Annotated in this window: 13 protein-coding genes and 1 tRNA gene; 2 read left to right on the top strand and 12 right to left on the bottom strand. The window is 58.6% G+C overall.

Translation table 11 applies throughout. The features are described from left to right. Positions 1–38 precede the first annotated feature (38 nt). Together B3M52_RS18605 and B3M52_RS18600 are read right to left on the bottom strand one after the other, a co-directional pair. Positions 39–803, bottom strand: coding sequence for a VC0807 family protein (locus B3M52_RS18605; protein ID WP_075196403.1), 765 nt, complete (start codon positions 801–803; stop codon positions 39–41). A 163-nt stretch (positions 804–966) separates the two neighbouring features. Continuing rightward, complete coding sequence (locus B3M52_RS18600) at positions 967–2,682, bottom strand: carbohydrate-binding module family 20 domain-containing protein (protein WP_075196402.1); 1,716 nt, start codon at positions 2,680–2,682, stop codon at positions 967–969. A 264-nt stretch (positions 2,683–2,946) separates the two neighbouring features. Here B3M52_RS18600 and B3M52_RS18595 point away from each other — a divergent pair, with 264 nt between their 5' ends. Next, on the top strand, positions 2,947–3,687 hold the full coding sequence (locus B3M52_RS18595) for a ParA family protein (RefSeq protein ID WP_075196401.1): 741 nt from the start codon (positions 2,947–2,949) through the stop codon (positions 3,685–3,687). Between the two features lie 97 nt (positions 3,688–3,784). Here B3M52_RS18595 and gabT read toward each other — a convergent pair whose 3' ends face one another. After that, entirely contained in the window at positions 3,785–5,059 is a 1,275-nt protein-coding gene (gene gabT / locus B3M52_RS18590; RefSeq protein WP_007152976.1) for a 4-aminobutyrate--2-oxoglutarate transaminase, read from the bottom strand. An 81-nt stretch (positions 5,060–5,140) separates the two neighbouring features. Further along, the gene (locus tag B3M52_RS18585) at positions 5,141–6,886 is read right to left on the bottom strand and encodes an ABC transporter transmembrane domain-containing protein (RefSeq protein ID WP_075196400.1); all 1,746 of its coding nucleotides are present in this window, start codon (positions 6,884–6,886) and stop codon (positions 5,141–5,143) included. A gap of 257 nt (positions 6,887–7,143) precedes the next feature. Between B3M52_RS18585 and B3M52_RS18580 the strand changes: the two genes are divergently transcribed. Then, the gene (locus tag B3M52_RS18580) at positions 7,144–8,952 is read left to right on the top strand and encodes an ABCB family ABC transporter ATP-binding protein/permease (RefSeq protein WP_075196399.1); all 1,809 of its coding nucleotides are present in this window, start codon (positions 7,144–7,146) and stop codon (positions 8,950–8,952) included. Here the strand turns inward: B3M52_RS18580 and B3M52_RS18575 are convergent. From B3M52_RS18575 to fmt, 8 genes are all read right to left on the bottom strand, one after another. After that, positions 8,937–10,496, bottom strand: a complete 1,560-nt coding sequence (locus B3M52_RS18575; RefSeq protein ID WP_036211780.1) for a BCCT family transporter — start codon at positions 10,494–10,496, stop codon at positions 8,937–8,939. The two genes, B3M52_RS18580 and B3M52_RS18575, sit on opposite strands and share 16 nt — an antisense overlap. Positions 10,497–10,595: 99 nt before the next feature. After that, on the bottom strand, positions 10,596–12,176 hold the full coding sequence (locus B3M52_RS18570; RefSeq protein WP_075196398.1) for a hypothetical protein: 1,581 nt from the start codon (positions 12,174–12,176) through the stop codon (positions 10,596–10,598). Between the two features lie 129 nt (positions 12,177–12,305). Next, positions 12,306–12,382, bottom strand: a tRNA-Pro gene (locus B3M52_RS18565). Between the two features lie 56 nt (positions 12,383–12,438). Then, positions 12,439–14,526, bottom strand: coding sequence for a glycine--tRNA ligase subunit beta (glyS, locus tag B3M52_RS18560; RefSeq protein WP_075196397.1), 2,088 nt, complete (start codon positions 14,524–14,526; stop codon positions 12,439–12,441). Positions 14,527–14,528: 2 nt separating this feature from the next. Next, positions 14,529–15,554, bottom strand: a complete 1,026-nt coding sequence (gene glyQ, locus B3M52_RS18555) for a glycine--tRNA ligase subunit alpha (protein ID WP_036212087.1) — start codon at positions 15,552–15,554, stop codon at positions 14,529–14,531. A 127-nt stretch (positions 15,555–15,681) separates the two neighbouring features. After that, positions 15,682–17,085, bottom strand: coding sequence for a Trk system potassium transporter TrkA (trkA, locus tag B3M52_RS18550; RefSeq protein ID WP_036211787.1), 1,404 nt, complete (start codon positions 17,083–17,085; stop codon positions 15,682–15,684). Next, positions 17,082–18,383, bottom strand: coding sequence for a 16S rRNA (cytosine(967)-C(5))-methyltransferase RsmB (rsmB, locus tag B3M52_RS18545; protein ID WP_075196396.1), 1,302 nt, complete (start codon positions 18,381–18,383; stop codon positions 17,082–17,084). Before rsmB ends, trkA begins: the two co-directional genes overlap by 4 nt. Then, positions 18,384–19,319 (bottom strand): methionyl-tRNA formyltransferase, encoded by a 936-nt coding sequence (gene fmt, locus B3M52_RS18540; protein WP_036211793.1) that lies wholly within the window; start codon positions 19,317–19,319, stop codon positions 18,384–18,386. Positions 19,320–19,373 lie beyond the last annotated feature (54 nt).

Genomic DNA, 19,373 nt, shown 5'->3' with positions numbered 1-19,373 from the left:
TTCAGTTATTTAGAGGAATTCAGTATTTCTGACTGGCGTCAGCTACCGTTACCTGTGGATGTGTCAGACGACTTGTTGTCGTGCTGGGCCGCAAGGTGCGGCGCCATAACATCCTCAAGGGTGTAGCCGGTGAGCCGGCGAATGGAACGCCAGAGGTAGTAGAAAATGGCGATCATCATGATCATCGAGGGAATAGCGATCATGGGATAACTCACCAAGGTCATCCTGCCCAGTTCTTCATTGAACGCCTGGGTTCCGGACGGGCTGGTGACAATCCACTTGGCCAGCACGAAATTCATGATGGAGGAGAACAGAAAGGTCAGGCTGAAGAAATAGCTGGCCTTGAGCAGGCGGGCCTCGAACTCTTCCTCACTTCCGTTTTCTTTCAGCACCGCCTGAATCTTGTCCACGTTGAGCACGGACGGGTTGTACAGCAGCGTTCTAACCAGCGGATAGCGTGTACGGGTTGAAACAAGCACGGCAATACCGATGACGGCGGGAACAGCCGCTTCCTTGATCGCCAGCCAGCCGGCATCCAGCTCCATCAGGCCGATACCGCCGGTCAAACCGACGCTGACAATGCCGAGCACCGCAATAAAGTTGTACTTGCGATAGCGCACCAACTCGAACAGTCCCCATCCAAGGGGGAACGCAAGCCCGATGACCAGGGCCATGACACTGCCCAAATATTCATCCCCGCTCAATTTCATCAGAATGACGGAGGGAATGATGATACTCACGAGTAGATCAACCCAGGGCCTTGGCTTGTGGGTCGGTGGAGATTGGATTTCCGGGTCGGTCATAAATCAGCCTGATCGTTCGGGGAAGTGATGCCGGTGGAATCCAGCATACCGAAAAAGTCGTCAGGCAGTATACGATGAAACCGTGAGTGTGAGTAACCGAGGTCGGCGGTACCGGCCCGCTAACGCGGGCCGTTTCAGTTGGTGTGGTAGTGGCAGATGCGCTTCAGAAAGAACCGGAAGTGGAACTGCTGGTGCCCTCACCTGCGGTCTGTACCAGGTTATTATCCCCTGACTGCCACTGCTGCTGGGCGCTGGGATCGGTTTCGCTGCGCTTCAGGCATTTCCACTCGATGGAGGTCTCCGCTGGTAGATTGATCGACCCACTCCAGGTTGGGTAGGCTGTTGGATCCAGTTTTACCGCATCGGCAGGTGACCAGTTACCCAAAGCATTGTTGTTGCCGGTAACGTACACACTTTGCCCCATGGTGGTAGTGCCGTTCTGGCACTGGAAGGTGACGGATGCCGTCCCTGCTGTTGGCGGATTGGGATCGCTTCCGTCACAGGGGGCACCGCTATGAAGTGCCGCTGCCTCCATCGCCGGTACCGTCAGTGCCACCTGGCCATTCTGCACCGTTACGCAGGCACCGTTGCCAGCCACATTGCGATAGTTTCCATCGGCCAGCCCGGTGTTGAAAGTCCGTGACAGTGTGCTGCCTTCACGGTTGATGGCGACGAACCCCTTATTGCCCCGACTAAAGGCGATCTGGTTATTGCCATTGTCCCACCAGCTGTTCACGCCCTGGCCGTCGGTCTCAGCTCGGAAGGCAACCATGTTGGCAATGGAGTCCCAGCGATGTTCGCATACCCAGGCGGACCCGCACTGAGCAGTGCCGTTCTGGTAGACGTTTTGGGCTGGAGGGCCCTGGTCACCGTTGGAAAATGCGTAGCTCGACATTACCTTGGGGTAGCCATAAGGCCAGCCCAGCATGAACACGTTGGCCAGGTTGTAGAGATCACCATCCTTGTAGGTCAACACATTGCTGCCACCGGCACCGTGGCCACGTTGGTTGTCATGGTTGTCGGTGAATACAACGGCATCACCGCCGGACAGGAAGCCCCAGCTCTCACCAAAGGCGTTGAGGTTGGCCAGTTGCTGGTTCTTGAAGACGTTGCCGATGGACGCGCTGTAGCGGAACTCGGTGACGTCTGACGTACCCGTGTACTCAGTGGCACTGACGGCTTCGCCACCCAGGTCGATCACCTCCTGGAATACGTACAGCGGGCCGCCGGCCTGATTGATGACGGCGCCGATATCACCGGGCGACATATGTTTGGCGGCATCCACCCGTATACCCTTCACACCCAGCGACGTGAGCTGATTGAGATAGCCGGCCAGAGTGTCGCGCACGTAGCCGCTTCCGGTATCCAGGTCCGGTAAGCCGACGAGTCGGCAATTGCGAACGCGCCAGGCATCCGAACTGTAATCCGAGCCGTTGATACTGCATTCGGCGTGGAAATCATTGCCACTGTAGATAGGATAGGTCAGGGAATCGCTGCTGTAATAGGACCCGGCGGTGCCGGTTCCCGTACCATTGGCGGTATGGTTGATCACTGCATCCACGTAAACATCCACTCCGGCCGCGTTGCAGCGCGAAACCATGTTAGCGAACTGGTTGGCGTTACCACTGCGGCTCTGGAGCTGGTAGCTGACCGGTTGATAGCGCGTCCACCAGGCGCTGCCCTGAATGTGTTCCTGCGGCGGTGACACCTGAACGGCGCTGTAACCCTTGGGCCCAAGAAACTGTTCACATTCAGTGGCGACATCGCTCCACTTCCATTCGAACAGATGGACAAAGGTACCGGCGTGGGCGGTATTAATGGGCAACGCAAGTGTCAGGCCGAGACTGACACCGGTTACCAGGCGTTGTATGGAGATCATTGTGTGCTCCTGTCTTGTATTTGTTGTGGAGACGATCCAATGGCCACTGCCGGCTGTTGACGGCAGTTGTGGATGTCCATCGTCAACATGAAGTGTTCAATCGTTAGCCAAAACATCCTTTCAGGCAGTTTGCGGGGAGTAGTCAGGGGGAGGAGTTGCAATATTTACGTAGCTTCTGAATACGTGTCACTAAACTGAAACACGCCTGCCAGTGGGATCGGTTAAGCTTGCAGCCGGTGTTTTGACGGGGCTTTAGGAGGAAGCATGAAGATCATTGCGTTTTACAGCCTTAAAGGCGGTGTCGGTAAAACCGCTGCGGCTGTAAACATTGCCTACCTGGCCAGCCAGGCTGGCATTCCCACCCTGCTATGGGATCTCGACCCTCAGGGCGCGGCCAGCTGGTACCTGGCGGGAACCGACGAGATCAAGGGTCGGAAACTGGCTGCACTGATGGATGGCAAGACCCCCATCGGCAAATTCATTCGGGCCAGCGCCTACCCTGACCTCGATTTTATCCCGGCCCATAACAGTTTTCGCAACCTTGATGTCCGGCTGGATAAGGACGACAGCGCCAATACCCTCAAAAACTGGCTGGCGCCGCTATCGGAGGAAACCAGCCTGGTCGTACTGGATTGCCCGCCCTCGATGTCGCGGTTGTCCGAGCAGGTGTTGAAAACCGCCGATGGCGTGTTCGTGCCGGTGGTTCCGACCTGGCTCGCTCTGAATAGCTGGCAACAGCTCCAGTCCTTCGCCAAGGACAAGAAACTCAAACCCGGTCGTCTGCACCCGTTTTTCTCCATCGTCGACCGCCGCAAGAATCTGCATCGCGAGATGGTGATCCATCGCAAACAGCGCCTCGAGAATGGGCTGAACGCGCTGATTCCCAATGCCAGTGTGGTGGAGAAGATGGGTGAGAGTGGCCAGCCGGTGGAACTGATGGATCGGTCATCCGCAGCTGCCGATGCCTATCGGCGCTTGTGGAAGGAAATCAGGAAGTTGATCTAGAACGGATAGAGCCCATAAAAAAAACGCTGGTCAGCTTCACACTGACCAGCGTTCCGGTATACAGCGGCAGGTGTGTTAATGACCCTGCCAGAAGGTGTTAGCCCACCTCTTTCAGTGCCTGCTCAACGATCGCCAGGCCTTCCTCAAGAATATTGTCCTCGATGGTGACCGGCATCAGGAAACGCAAGGTATTGCCGTACATGCCGCAGCTCAGCAGGATCAGGCCGTTTTCCTTGGCTTTCTTGGTAACGGCCGCCGCCAGGTCTGCCCGCGGTTCCTTGCTGGTTTTGTCGGTGACCAGTTCAATCGCAGCCATGGGCCCGAGGTTGCGCACGTTGTCCACGTGGGGGAACTGTTCCTGCCACTGATCAAAGCGTTTGCGCAGGGTGTCACCCAGGCGCTGACTCTTGCCCAGAATGTCTTCTTCCTTGAACACGTCAAATACTGCCAGGGCTGCCGCACAGGCCGTCGGGCTGCCAGTGTAGGTGCCGCCGAGGGAGTTCGGGCCGGACGAGTCCATAACCTTGTCGGTACCGACAATGGCTGAGATCGGCATGCCATCGGCCATACTCTTGGCCATGGTCATCATGTCGGGCTCAACACCGCTGTGTTCGATGGCGAACATCTTGCCAGTCCGGCCGAAGCCGCTCTGAACCTCATCCGCGATCATCAGGATGCCGTTCTCATCGCAGATCTTGCGGATCTCTTTGAGGAAGCTGGCTGGTGCGGCGTAGAAACCACCCTCACCCAATACCGGCTCAATCACGATGGCGGCGGTGTCACTGGCGGGTGAATCGGCCTTCATGGCCATCTTCAGGCCACGGAGCGCTTCATCCTCACTGACACCGTGATAGGGAACCGGATAGGGGGCGCGAAAGACGGTGCCCGGCATTGGGCCGAAATCGGTCTGATAAGGAGCGGCTTTGCCGTTCATGGCCATGGTGTAGAAGGTACGGCCGTGATAACCGCCGTCAAAGCAGATCACATTGGTTTTGCCGGTCGCCGCGCGGGCGATCTTCATGGCGTTTTCCAGGGCTTCTGCGCCGGAGTTGGCCAGCATGACCTTGGCGTGGCCCTTTACCGGAACCACTTCACTGAGCTTCTGCGCCAGCTTCACATAGCCCTCATAGGGCATGACGGTCTGGCAGGTGTGCATCAGCTTGTCCAACTGCGCCTTCACCGCTTCAACCACTTTGGGGTGACGATGGCCGATATTCAGTACACCAATGCCGCCGGCGAAGTCGATCATACGCTTGCCATCGGCATCCCAGAGCTCGGCATTGGTCGCATGGTCGGCAAACTGCTCGTTGGGGCTGGCAGCACCGGCCGCGACATAACGTTCTTTGAGTGCCTGCAATTCTTTGTTCGTCACTTTGCCTCTCCTCGAATTCGGTTTGGTACTGTCAGCATACACGAAATGATGGCCCGGTTTGAAAACCCGGCCCTGTTGTTTCTACGTACTGCGGCCGCCAATGTCCTCCCGGAACTGAAGCTCCGCAAGTCTCCGGTACAGCGGATTCCGTTCGACAAGTTCATCGTGGTTGCCGATATCCTGAATAATTCCGGCGTCCATCACAATGATACGATCGGCGTGCCTGACGGTGGCCAGCCGGTGTGCGATGACCAATGTCGTGCGGTTGGACATCAGTCCCGGCATGGCTTGCTGGATCAGGTGTTCGCTTTCTGCATCCAGTGCGCTGGTCGCCTCATCCAATAACAGTATAGGCGCATCCGCAAGCAGTGCGCGGGCAATCGCCAGCCGCTGCTTCTGCCCCCCCGATAGCCCGAGACCCGTATCGCCCAGTGGCGTTTCATAGCCTTTTGGCAGTTTGCGGATAAACTCATCGGCATGGGCAATCCTGGCGGCCTCCACCATGGCAGTGTCGCTGGCCTCCGGGCGGGCGTAGCGGATGTTGTCGGCAATGGTGCCGTGAAACAGCGCGGGGTTCTGTGGCACCAGCGCAAAGCATTGGCGCAGGTCTGTAAGCGCTAACTTACGACTGTCGACGCCGTCGATAAGAATCTGCCCCGTGTCGGGGTCATAGAACCTCAAGAGCAGATCGAACAACGTAGACTTTCCAGCACCGGAGGGACCAACCAGTGCCACGGTTTCGCCTGCCTGGATGTGAAGTGAAAGGCTTTGCAGAACCTCGATATCGCGACGGGCCGGATAGGAAAAGGTCAGATTGCTGATCTCGATGTCGCCGCGAAGGGGGTCGGGCGGAGCCTGGGTGGCGTTTGCCCCACTGAGGATTTCACTGGGTGTCTGCAGCAGCTCGAAAATCCGCGCCGCTGCCCCGGCTGCGCGTTGCAACTCACCAATCACTTCACTGATGGCGCCGGCGGCCAGTCCCACCAACAGGCTGTAGAATACAAATGCCGCCAGCTCGCCCGGGCTGGTACGACCTGAGATCACATCCAGCCCGCCAATCCAGATCACCACGCCAATGGCACCCATAACCAGGGTAATGGCGATGGTGGTCAGCCAGGCCCGCTGGCGAATCCTCACACGGGCAATCTCGAAGGCATTTTCCGCCACCTGTGAGAAAAACCGGCGGTCATGAGGCTGATGGTTGAACGCCTGCACCGTCTTGATCTGGGTGAGGTTCTCCCCCACGTAGCTGCCCACTTCCGCGACCCGGTCCTGGCTCAGCCTGGACAGCTGACGCACACGGCGACCATAGATCAGGATGGGAATGATCACCAGTGGGAAGCCGAGGATGATGATACCGGCAAGTTTGGCATTGGTTATGAAGAGCAGGATCAGACCGCCCACCAGCATCAGGGTGTTGCGCAGCGCGATGGAGACCGTGGAGCCGATGACAGATTGCAGCACTGTCGTATCAGCGGTAAACCGCGACTGTATTTCCAGGCTTCGGTTTTTCTCGTAGAAGCCAGGGTGAAGGTCGATCAGATGGTTAAACACCTGCTTTCGAATATCCGCCACCACCCTTTCGCCAATCCAGGACACCAGATAAAAACGAGCGAAGGAGCCAATGGCGAGACCAATCACCAGGACAAAAAACAGCCCAACCGCTTTGGACAACATCGCGGGAGACTGGGTGGCAAGGCCCTGGTCCACCAGAATCCGTAGGCCCTGACCCAGGGCAAGTGTGATGCCGGCTGTAATAACCAGAGCCACGAGAGCGCCGGTAACAGCCCTTTTGTAAGGGCTGATAAAATCGACAACCAGTTTCAGAGCCTTCCGATGACGGGTGTTGATGGTGTGCCTCCAGGATAAGGGGTACTGTAAACTCCGATAACAATACGGTTTTTACTCGTATTAGAACCTATCATACAGCTACGTAAGAGCGTGCGGGGTGGGACTTGTCTGCCAGGACTGTCAAAAGCCATGGATGGCTTTTGTCGAGCGTACAGGGACGTATTTACAGCGTGTCCTGGCAGACAAGTCCCATCTCGTGCGCTCGACTACTCCGTTATTGAAGGGAAACCCGAGTGCGCGCCTACGCTGACAACGAGTACCCCGCCAACCACAAACCCGACTGGAAAGTCATCGCCGGCCTATGGCCCTATCTGGCGGAATTCCGTGGTCGAGTCATGCTGGCACTGGGGTTCCTGATCTTCTCCAAACTGGCGACGGTGGCTACACCGGTCGCCCTGAAATACATCGTCGACTATCTGGACGAAAATCAGGGCGGCGAGGTACTGCTGTGGATACCGGTCATACTGGTCGTCGCCTACGGCCTGCTCCGATTTGGCAGCACCCTGTTCAGCGAATTGCGGGACGCGGTGTTCGCCCGAGTCGCGGAACGGGCCATGCGACGAGTGTCACTGCGGGTTTTCGAACATCTGCACAACCGGGAGCTGTCCTTTCACCTGGACCGGAAAACCGGCGGACTGGCCCGGGACATTGAACGGGGCACCAACGGCATCAGCTTCCTACTGCGTTTCACTCTCTTCAACATTGTCCCCACCCTCCTCGAAATCCTGATGGTGGCCGGTATTCTCTTCGTGGTGTTCAACGTGGGCTATGTGCTGGCGATCCTGGTAGCGGTGGTGGTGTATGTGGTGTTTTCCATCAAGGTTACCGAGTGGCGCACGAAATACGTGCGCGAAGCCAATGCCCGGGACAACCAGTCCAATTCCCGCGCGATAGACAGCCTGCTCAACTACGAGACCGTAAAGTATTTCAATAACGAACGCTTCGAGGCAGCGCTCTACGACAAGGACCTGGATGACTGGGAACAGGCACGGCTCAAAAACCGGCTGTCGCTGGCCGCCCTGAACTCGGGCCAGGCCCTGATCATCGGTGTGGCGATGATCGTCATCATGGCCATGGCAGTGCAGGAAGTCGCCAGTGGTGAGATCACCCTGGGGGATTTCACCATGATTAATGCCTACCTGTTACAGCTGTTTATACCGCTCAATGCACTGGGGTTCGTGTATCGGGAGATCCGCCAGGCGCTGGTGAATGTGGAACGGCTGTTCGGGTTGCTCGGCGACGAACCGGTCATTGAGGACGCGCCGAACGCCAAAGCGTTGGTGGTGGACAAAGGCGAGGTTCGTTTCGACCAGGTTCACTTTGGTTATCGTCCCAACCGTCAGATCCTCCGGAACGTGAGTTTCTCTATTCCCGCTGGGCATACCGTAGCCGTCGTGGGCGCCAGCGGCGCGGGGAAATCGACCCTCGCCCGCCTGCTTTTCCGGTTTTACGATGTGAACCGGGGCAGTATCACCATCGATGGTCAGGATATCCGTGAGGTCACCCAGGACAGCCTGCGTTCCGCCATTGGCGTGGTGCCCCAGGATACGGTGCTGTTCAACGACACGCTTTTTCGGAACCTGGCTTACGGTCGGCCTGATGCCAGCGAGGAAGAGGTGTACCGGGCAGCCCGAATGGCGCACCTGGAACAGTTTATCCACAGCCTGCCCGATGGCTATAACACACAGGTTGGTGAGCGGGGGCTTAAACTTTCCGGCGGCGAGAAACAGCGGGTCGCCATTGCCCGGGTACTTCTCAAGAACCCACCGTTATTGATTCTGGACGAAGCCACATCTTCTCTGGATTCGCTGTCTGAACAGGCGATTCTGGGGGCCTTGAAGGAAGTCAGCCGCCAGCGCACCTCCCTGGTTATCGCTCATCGGCTGTCGACGACGCGCGATGCGGATACCATTCTGGTGATGGACGGCGGCTGCATTGTCGAGAGTGGCAACCACGTCGAGCTGCTGGGCCAGAAGGGGCATTACGCCAGGCTCTGGGAACAGCAGCATCGAACTGGTGATGATGGTCAGGCAAGCCCCTGATCACGGGCCATGGCCATAGCCGCTTTCGGCCCTGTCCATAGCGATGGCAGTATGACAAAGGAGACCGGTATGGCGGTTATCACAATGAACTGCTGAAGCACGCCAATCTGCCCTGAACCCATATACAGCAGAATGGCGGCCATCATCGCCATAGCACCGCCCCAGAATACCCGGATCCAAGGATTTGGCTCATCATGGCCCGCACCCACCATGGCAATGGAATAGCTCATGGAGTCGCCGGTGGTGGCGACAAAAATGGTGGTGAGCAGCAGTATCGCGGCGGCCATCCAGGTGCCTCCTGGCAGCGCCTGGGCCACGGTCAGTGTGGCGACGTCAAAACGGAAATTGTTCAACGCTTCGGTCAGGTCAAAGGTGCCGGCCAGCTGGTGATAGATCCCCGAGCCACCCAGCAGCGTAAACCAGATTGTGGTGGCAATAGGTGCCAATACGGCAACCGCGAGGATCATTTCACGAACCGTGCGTCCGCGGGAAATTCGCGACACAAACACTGCCATCAAAGGCGTGTAACCAATAAACCAGGCGAAGAAAAACACCGTCCACCATTTCATCCACCAGTCCGGCGCCGTTTCAGCGGTCATCGTCGACATTGCCATGAAAGACGTCAGGTACTCGCCGAATGACTGGGTAAAGGTGTTGGCCAGAAACAGTGTGGGACCGAACAGGAAAATCACCGCGGCGATGGCCAGGGCGAGGAGCACGTTGAACCGGCTGAGCAACTGAATACCCTTGTGCAGGCCGGTCATGGCGGAGGTCATGTACACCCCGGCCAGAATGATCAGTACCGCGAGCTGGGTGCCATAGCCATCGGTGATGCCAAACAGCTCGTGCAGCCCGAAACTCACCTGGGTTGCCAGGAAACCGATAGGGCCGACGGTTCCCGCCACCACGGCAATGACGCAAAGGGCGTCAATCACCCCACCCAGCTTGCCTTGAACAGCGTTCTCACCAAACACCGGATACAATAGGGTTCGCGGCTGCAGCGGTTTGCCCTGATCATAGTGAGCCCTGCTGAGAACCAGTGCGGTCAGCGAGCCGAGCACGGCCCAGGCAAGGAAGCCCCAGTGAGTAAACGACTGCGCCATGGCGGGAGCGGTGGCCGCAGCCGTTCCGGCTTCGGTATCAAACGCCGGTGGTGTTACCACAAAGTGATAGACCGGTTCCCCGGCGGCGAAAAACACCCCTCCACCGGCCAGCAATGTACACATGATCATTGAAAGCCAGCGAAAACGGCTGATTTCCGGCCGGTCCAGGCCACCAATCCGTGCATTGCCGGCCTTGCTGACCGCTGTTCCAAGTGCGATGAAAAAGGTTGCCAGCAGGAGTAGTTGGAAGAACGACCCCAGGTACTTTGCCGTCCAGGTGAATCCGGCGCCAATCGCTGTGGCGACGGCGCTGCTGTCAATAATGGAAGCACCAACGAACAGCAGGATGAAGCCAATCGTAAGCGTCAGAACGATCGGGTCGCTATCGGAGAAAGCGCCCGGCCGTTCATCGGTAGCCAGGGAGTTTGTCTGGGAGGTCATGGTTGTTCCTTTCGCGAAGAGCCGCGCAGGGTACAGAAAAGTTCAGACCTCTGCATTCCTTTGTGGAGGTAGCCACCCTCCCAGGCATTGGTAAGCTCGTCAGGATTCCGGAAATGCCGTCCAGTCATCCAGCCAGGTCGATGTGGCCCTGGGGTTAACAGCGCCCTGGTACATTGCCGACTCATCAAAGAATTCGGCTTTCGGAGGCCGTTTGGCAGTCATGGCGCGCACTGAGCTTCTGGGGCGGAAATGCGGCGACGACTCGCTGGTGACAGAGGGTTGCAAGCCGGTTTCAACCTGTACGGTGTTCTGCAGTTCGGGGCTGCGTATCCACAACTCTTCGTTGAAGCCGAAATCGTCATCATCGGTTTCGTTCACAATGGTGAGGTTGCCTAACCTACCGTTGTTGGCAAGCAGGTTGTGGCTGAACGTCAGGGCATTCATGCCCACCAGCGCGGTGACCTCATCCCTGGTATCCAGGGCCTCAATGGCGTAACTGTCGATGATCATATTGTGGAAGTGGCCGCCGGATCCCTCTCTTAGCATAATAGCGCGGTGTTCTTTGGCGGAACGGCCGCTGCCATAAAGGGTGACGTTGTAGAATGTGGGTTCGGACCGTGGCACGGCCGAGTGGCTGGAACCGTTGTTGTCGCCCTCAAAGGCGTTATCGCCGACATCCCGGTACTGCTGAATAATGGCAAACTGTACCCTGCCTCGCCAGCCCCAGTCCCAGTCGATGCTGTCATCGGCAGCACCGGTCACCAGGATGTTTTTCAGGTCGACGGTGCCACCGAACATTTCGATACCGTCGTCCAGAGCACGGTGAACCTGCACGTTCTGGATGATGGTGTTGGAGCCACAGCCACCCAGGGTTAAGCCGTTCAGCTCGTTGTTCTGATAGACCTCGAAACCGGCAAATTCAATGCGGGTGTATTGCACCACGCCGCAACTATGCTGCGTGTCGCTGCCACCGAATTGCCCACGGGTGTCGTTTTCAGGTACGCCTTCAATGCGGGCGTTCGGCTCGTTCACCGGTGCCTTTCCAAGAAGCACAACGCCACCCCAGTCACCGCGAGCCCGTGCTCCGGGTTCCTTGCTACTGGTAAAGACCACCGGTTGGTTACGGCTGCCGCGGGCAAACAGTTTGGCACTGGACGTGACAACCAGGGCGGAACCGGGTTCGCCCTCTATGGTTACGCCGGGTTCAATGGTCAGGTTCGCGCCTTCCACAAACACGGTGTTTTCAAGGGTGTATCGATGACCGCTTTCCCAGACGGTGTCTGTGGTAATGTCGGCGCTGATACGCACGTTGCGATTCTCAAATGCGGTAAAACCGGCGACCGTGGCGACAACCGTGCCAATGACGGGAACCAGTACTAGCGCGTGACGGGCAAACCAACCGCGTCTTTTTTGCGGCGTGACGGGACTGGCCTGAAGTTTCTGGTTCGAGGACTTGGCCATCAGCGGACGGCCATCATCGTTGGCCATGATCTCGCGTGCCAGCGCCTGAAGCTCTGGCGTGCCATTGGCTTCCACACGCATCAGAACGTCATTGCGGTAGTTGGGCTCTCTCAGCAAGACGTTGAGATGGACAAAGTCGACGCTCGGGCACTGGCCCTTGTCGATGCGACGTTTGAGTCGCCAGAGCTTCTCTACCAAAAGGGAGGATTGGTCGGACATTACTGCTGCTCCGTTGGGATGAGAGCACCGTTGTACATGTCCAATGTGAAAGCTTTATGTCAATTGAAAGAAAAGAGTCGCTTAAAGGGGAGTATTTCGTCGTAAAGAAGGGACTGAGATGCGGGAAAATGGTCGGCGTGGCAGGATTCGAACCTGCGACCCCTTCGTCCCGAACGAAGTGCGCTACCAAGCTGCGCCACACGCCGATCAACGGCCGGTATTATACGGATTGGCTGGTTTTTTACCAGCCCCCGTATGATTTTCACTGCCCACTGGCAGTGGGTAATACCGAGATATCCGCCACCCGCAGGAACAGGTTACGCAGCAGGTTGAGCATGGCCAGGCGGTTATTACGCACGGCCTCGTCGTCAGCCATCACCATGACTTCATCAAAGAAGTTATCCACCGGCTCCCGCAGGCTGGCGAGAGAGCTCAAGGCCGTCGCGTAATCGCCTTTTTCAAACAGTGGCAATGCCTTGTCGGCTTGCTGGCGAATTTGGTCGGCCAGCGTTATTTCCGCCTTGTCCTGCAACAACTCACTGTCGATGCTTTCACCAATGCTGTCGCCACCCTGCTTGGTAAGGATGTTGGACACCCGTTTGTTGGCGCCGGCCAGGGCCAGGGCTTCCGGTAGCTGGCGGAAGGCTTCCACGGCTTTCACCCGGCGGTCAAAGTCCAGCGGGCGTGTTGGACGGCGGGCGTGCACGGCGAGGTAGACTTCGGCACTGATGCCCTGCTCTTCATAATGCGCACGGAACCGCTCGAGCATATAGTCCACCACTGTGTTGGCCACATTCGGTTCGGTGATGCTGTTGTGTTCCTCTACCGCCCACTCGCACAGGGTTTGCAGGTCCAGTGGCAGCTCCCGCTCGATGATGATGCGCAATACGCCCAGTGAGGCTCGACGCAGCCCGAACGGGTCACGGGTACCGGACGGTGGCTGGTTAATGCCGAACAGCCCCACCAGGGAATCGATGCGGTCGGCAATGGCCACGGCGCAGCCCGTCAGTGTTGCGGGCAGGTCGTCACCGGCAAAGCGGGGCATGTACTGCTCGTTCAGTGCGCTGGCCACGTCTTCGTTCTCGCTGTCGTTGGCGGCGTAGTACTGGCCCATGATGCCCTGCAGGTCAGTGAATTCCAGCACCATCTCGGTGACCAGGTCGGTCTTGGCGAGCATGGCAGCGCGTTCAGCCAGAACGGGATCGCTGCCAATGGCGTCGGCGATCTTCTTCGCCAGTGCGGCCACCCGCACGGACTTGTCGTAAATGCTGCCCAGCTTGTCCTGGAACACGATCGGCTTGAGTTGGTCGATGCGGTCTTCCAGCCGGGTCTTGCGGTCAGTGTCATAGAAGAAAGCCGCATCGGACAGGCGTGGGCGGATGACCTTCTCATTGCCGGAAATGACCTGTTGCGGGTCCTTGCTTTCCAGGTTGGCAACGGTGATGAACAGCGGCAGCATCCGGCCGTCGGCGGAGACGACGTGAAAGTACTTCTGGTGTTCCTTCATGGAGGAAATCAGTGCCTCGGCGGGAACTTCCAGGAAGCGTTCCTCGAAACGGCCCATGAGCGGCACAGGCCACTCGTTGAGGGCGGTGACTTCGTCCAGCAGGTCTTCATCGATAACCGCCTGGCCGCCCGCTTCCTTCCTGGCAATGGCGGTGACGCCGTCGCGGATCTGCTCGCGGCGTTCGGCGAAGTCAGCGGTCACATACCCTTCCTGGCGCAGCACCACTTCGTAGTCGCCGGGCGTGGGCACGATCAATGATTTCGGGCAGTGGAAACGGTGACCGCGGGTTTTGTTACCCGGAGTCAGCCCCATGATCGGGGTGTCGATCACCTTGTTGCCGAACAGCAGGATGGCCCAGTGCACTGGACGCACGAACTCGGTTCTGTGCGCGCCCCAGCGCATGCGTTTTGGAATCGGCAGTGCGGCCAGGGACTGGTCTACCAGTTCCGGCATCAGTTCAACGGTGGGACGGCCTTTCTCGATGGTGCGATAGACTACCCAGGCGCCCTTGTCGGTTTCCATCGTATCAAGCTGGTCCGGTGTCACGCCCAGGGAGGTGGCGAAGCCGGTCAGTGCCCGGGTGGGGTTGCCGGAATCGTCGAACGCAGCTTTCACGGCCGGGCCGCGTTTTTCCACCGGTTTGTCCGGCTGAGCGTCTTCCAGGTCCCGTACCCTGACGGCAAGCCGGCGTGGTGCAGCAAAGGCTTCCACCTTGCCGAACCGAATACCGGCCTCTTCCAGGCCATTGGTAATGCCACGGGTAAACGCGTCCGACAGTGGCTTGAGGGCCTTGGGAGGCAGCTCTTCAGTGCCCAGTTCGACCAGAAAATCCTGTTTTGCCATGATTATGCGTTCCCCTGTTCCTGCTGAGCTTTTTTCGCTTTCTTACCCTTCTTGCCATTCGCCTTTTCGGCGGCGGCCTCGGTCGCTGCCAGTACCTCTTTGCGCAGGGCATCCGGTGCCAGCGGGAAGCCAAGCTTGCGGCGGCTGTCGAAATACGCCTGGGCAACGGCCCGGGCCAGGGTGCGAACCCGCAGGATAAAACGTTGGCGCTCGGTCACGGAGATGGCGTGGCGGGCGTCAAGCAGATTGAAAGTGTGTGAAGCCTTGAGCACCTGCTCATAGGCGGGCAATGCCAGGCCGGCTTCGATCAGGCGCGCGCTCTCGCGTTCGTGCACATCGAAGCTGTGAAACAGGAACTCGGTGTCGGCGTGCTCGAAGTTGTAGGTGGACATCTCCACCTCCTGCTGATGGAACACGTCGCCGTAGGTGACCACACCATCCGGGCCTTCGGTCCAGACCAGGTCGTAGACGCTGTCCACGCCCTGCAGGTACATGGCAATGCGCTCAAGCCCGTAGGTGAGCTCGCCGGTGACCGGATAGCATTCCAGGCCACCCACCTGCTGGAAGTAGGTGAACTGGGTTACTTCCATGCCGTTCAGCCAGATTTCCCAACCCAGGCCCCAGGCGCCGAGGGTGGGTGATTCCCAGTTGTCCTCAACAAAACGGATATCGTGGACCAGTGGGTCCAGCCCAAGAGCCTTCAGGGAATCCAGGTACAGTTCCTGAATGTTGTCCGGGGACGGTTTCAGCACCACCTGGAACTGGTAGTAGTGTTGCAGGCGGTTGGGGTTCTCCCCGTAGCGGCCATCGGTGGGGCGGCGGCTGGGCTGAACGTAGGCGGCGTTCCAGGTTTCCGGACCGATGGAGCGCAGGAAGGTGGCCGGGTGGAAGGTGCCGGCACCCACTTCCATGTCCAGTGGCTGGAGGACCACGCAGCCGTGCTGCGCCCAGAAGTTCTGCAGGGCGAGGATCAGGCCCTGGAAGGTTTTGATGTCCGGCGTGTTTGCGGAAGTTGCCTTGTCTGTCACGACGTTTGCCTGCTGGTCAGTCTGTGTGTGGTGCCCGGGCATCTGGCCGGGGCACTCCGGAAAAAAGGGGCATTATACGCTTGCCAATCGCGTATTTCTAAGTTGGGTTCAGAAGATTGATTTTGCGCTAGAAGAACGTCAGTCCCACCTGGAACAGTTTCTCCACATCCCGTATCCGCGACTTGTCCACCAGGAACAGGATGACGTGGTCATCCGGCTGTACCCGCAGGTGGTCGTGGGCAATGAGGACTTCGCTGTGGCGGACGATGGCGCCGATGGTGGTGCCTTCCGGCAGGTTGATTTCGTCAAGCCGCTTACCCACTACCCGGGAGGACCGGTGGTCGCCATGGGCGATGGCCTCAATGGCCTCGGCAGCGCCCCTACGGAGTGAGTGAACGTTCACTACGTCCCCGCGGCGAATGTGGGTAAGCAGGCTGCCAATGGTGGTTTGCTGGGGCGAAATAGCGACATCAATGTCGCCGCCCTGGATCAGGTCAACGTAGTCCGGGTTGTTGATCAGGGTCAGTACCTTGCGGGCGCCCAGGCGCTTGGCCAGCAGTGACGCCATGATGTTGGCTTCGTCATCGTTGGTGACTGCACAGAAAACATCGGTATTTTCGATGTTCTCTTCCAGCAGAATGTCCTTGTTGGCGGCGTTGCCCTCCAGCACCACGGTTTTGCGAAGGTTCTCGGACAGCATCACGCAACGTTCGTGGTCCCGTTCCAGAAGTTTCACCTGGTAGCGGGATTCGAGAGTATGGGCCAGGCGCTGGCCAATGTTACCACCCCCACAGATGAAGATGCGCTTGTAGGGTTTTTCCAGTGGCTGCAACTCGCTCATGACCGAGCGAATATGGTCGGAGGCAGCGATGAAGAAGACCTCGTCGCCGTCTTCAATCACCGTATCCCCCTGAGGCATGATCGCCCGGTCTTTCCTGAAAATGGCGGCGACCCGTGTTTCGATTTTGGGCATATGGCTACGCAGGTACGACAACTCGTGGCCAACCAGTGGGCCGCCTTCCGTCGCCCGAATGGCGACCAACTGAACAAGCCCCTTGGAAAACTCCAGTACTTGCAGCGCGCCGGGGTATTCGATCAGTCGTGTAATGTGCTTGGTGACCAGGTGCTCCGGGCTGATCAGAACATCGATGGGGAAACCCCGCAGGCTGTCCAGATCCTTTTTCTGATCCCGCTGGTAGAACAGTTCTGGTTTTGCCAGGTAGGCGTTGGCCCTGACCCGGCAGATGGTTGTCGGGGTTTTGTAGAGCAACTTGGAGACCTGGCAGGCCACCATGTTGACCTCGTCACTGTTGGTCACGGCGATGACCATGTCACCATCTTCAGCGCCCGCCTGGCGCAGAACCGTGGGAAAGGAGGCCATGCCCTGGACAGTCCGAATGTCCAGTCGATCCTGAAGCTCCCGCAGGCGGGTACTGTCACTGTCGATCACGGTGATGTCGTTGGCTTCGTTGGCGAGGTTTTCTGCCAGGGTCCCGCCCACCTGGCCGGCACCGAGAATCAGGATTTTCATGGTTCGGGTTTCTCCAGCACAGCGTAGAAAAATCCATCGTGGCTTTCGGGAACAGGCAGCATCTGGCGGCCTGTTTCCATATCGCGCCCCCAAAGGACATCGGGCTCCACCAGGGCAGCGTCGTCCTGCTGCTTCAGGAATCGACGAATTATACGGTGATTCTCCTGCGGAAACACCGAACAGGTGGCATAGACCAGGCGCCCTCCGGGTGCGAGCACTTGCCACATCGACTCCAGCAGACCCAGCTGAATGCTGGCGAGCGGGACAATGTCTGATTCACGGCGCAGCAACTTGATGTCCGGATGGCGGCGAATCACGCCGGTGGCGCTGCAGGGAACGTCCAGCAGGATGCGATCGAACGGCTTCCGGTCCCACCACTGGTCAATATCTGCGGCATCGGCCTGTTTCAGTGTCGCCACGAGATCCAGCCGTTCCAGGTTTTCCTGCACCCGTGGCAGTCGATCAGCGGATTCGTCGATAGCGACCACTTCTTCCAGTTGTCCGCAGCTTTCAAGGATAGCGCAGGTTTTGCCTCCCGGTGCGGCACAGGCATCCAACACCCGTTGGCCGGGCGCCAGGTCCATCAGGGTGGTGCAGAGCTGGGCTGCTTCATCCTGCACACTGACCGCGCCTTCGGAAAACCAGGGCAGAAGATCCACCGGCACCGGGGCGGCCAATTGGATGCCGTGGGGCGCAAACACGGTTGCGTTGGCATCGATACCGGCATCGGACAGTAATTGCAGGTAGTCGTCGCGGCTGAAGCGCAGGGCGTTCACCCGCAGGGTCATGGGGGCCTGGGTGTTGTTGGCTTCGAGAATAGCCTGCCAGTCGTGAGGCCAGTTATGGCGCAGTTTTTCAAGCATCCAGGGAGGGTGGCTGAAACGACCGATTTCGTCGGCAATGGGCGGCTCCCCTTCCCGCTCCGCAGCCCGAAGAACGCCGTTCACCAGCCCTGTCAGGTGTGGTTTTTCGAGGGCGCGGCAGGCTTCCACGGTTTCATTCAGAATCGCGTAGGTGGCCTGCTGACTGAAGCGAAGCTGGAACAGTGCCACCAGCATCAAGTGGTGGACCACCCGGTCGGATTTGCGCAGCGGTTTTTTCAGGCGCGCCTGTAACTCGCCATCGAGCCGGTGAAACCAGCGACAGGTGCCGTAGCACAGTGCCTGTAGTGGTGGTCGTTCGTTGTCTGCCACATCACCCATGGCGTGGGGCAGGCATTGGGACAGCGACTGGCCGTTCTCAACGGATTGCAAAACCCGGGCAGCAACCGCCCGCAGTGGCTGGCCCTGCTGGCTCATTCAGTTCAGCTCCTGGCCGGGCATCAGTATGTCCTTGCCGCCGTTGATCAGGTCGTTCACCGATTGTGGCCGCGAGCCGGACAACTGCAAACGGGTGATCCTCAGGGATTCCAGGCCGCAGGCAATGTCGATGCCCTCGCGGTCGCGGCGAATCACCGTGCCGGGATGTTTGTCGCTGGTGTCGTCCAGAATCTCCGCCTGATGAATGCGGATGCGCAGATCGTCCAGGTCGGTGTAGGTGCCCGGCCAGGGATTAAAGGCACGAATCAGCCGGCTGATGGCGGGGGCATCCCGGGTCCAGTCGATATGCCCTTCTTCCTTGCTGAGTTTACGGGCATAGCAAGCCCTAGCCTCGTCCTGGACTTCGCCCTGCAGTTCGCCTTTCTCAAGCTGCTCCAGCGACTTGACGATGGCTTCGCCACCCAGGCCAGCCAGACGGTCGTGAAGGCTGCCGCCGGTATCCGCGTCTTCGATTGGGGTAATGGCTTTCAGCAACATTGCGCCGGTGTCGAGGCCAGCGTCCATCTGCATGATGGTAATACCGGTTTCCCGGTCACCCGCGGCGATCGCGCGCTGAATAGGCGCGGCACCGCGCCAGCGAGGCAGTAACGAGGCATGGATGTTCAGGCAGCCGTGACGAGGGAGGTCCAGCACCGCCTGCGGCAGAATCAGTCCGTAGGCAGCGACGATCATCACGTCTGCGTTAAGACTGCGGAGCTGTTCCTGCGCTTCGGGCGATTTCAGGGACTCTGGTTGAAACACGGGAATGCCCGCCTCAACCGCCACCTGTTTGACCGGGCTGGGTGTCAGTTTGCGGCCACGGCCAGCGGGCCGGTCGGGTTGGGAGTAAACGCCAACCACCTGATGATGGGTCGTGAGCAGTGCCTTCAGCGCGGTGGCTGCGAATTCGGGGGTGCCGGCAAAAACAAGTCGCACGGGTATCGCTTCCTGGTCCGTTGAATACGAAAAGACCGGGTTTTCACCCGGTCC

The sequence above is a fragment of the Marinobacter sp. UBA2688 genome (genome assembly GCF_002352785.1).
GTDB lineage: Bacteria > Pseudomonadota > Gammaproteobacteria > Pseudomonadales > Oleiphilaceae > Marinobacter > Marinobacter salarius.
This window is presented reverse-complemented; position numbering and strand designations above follow the sequence as displayed.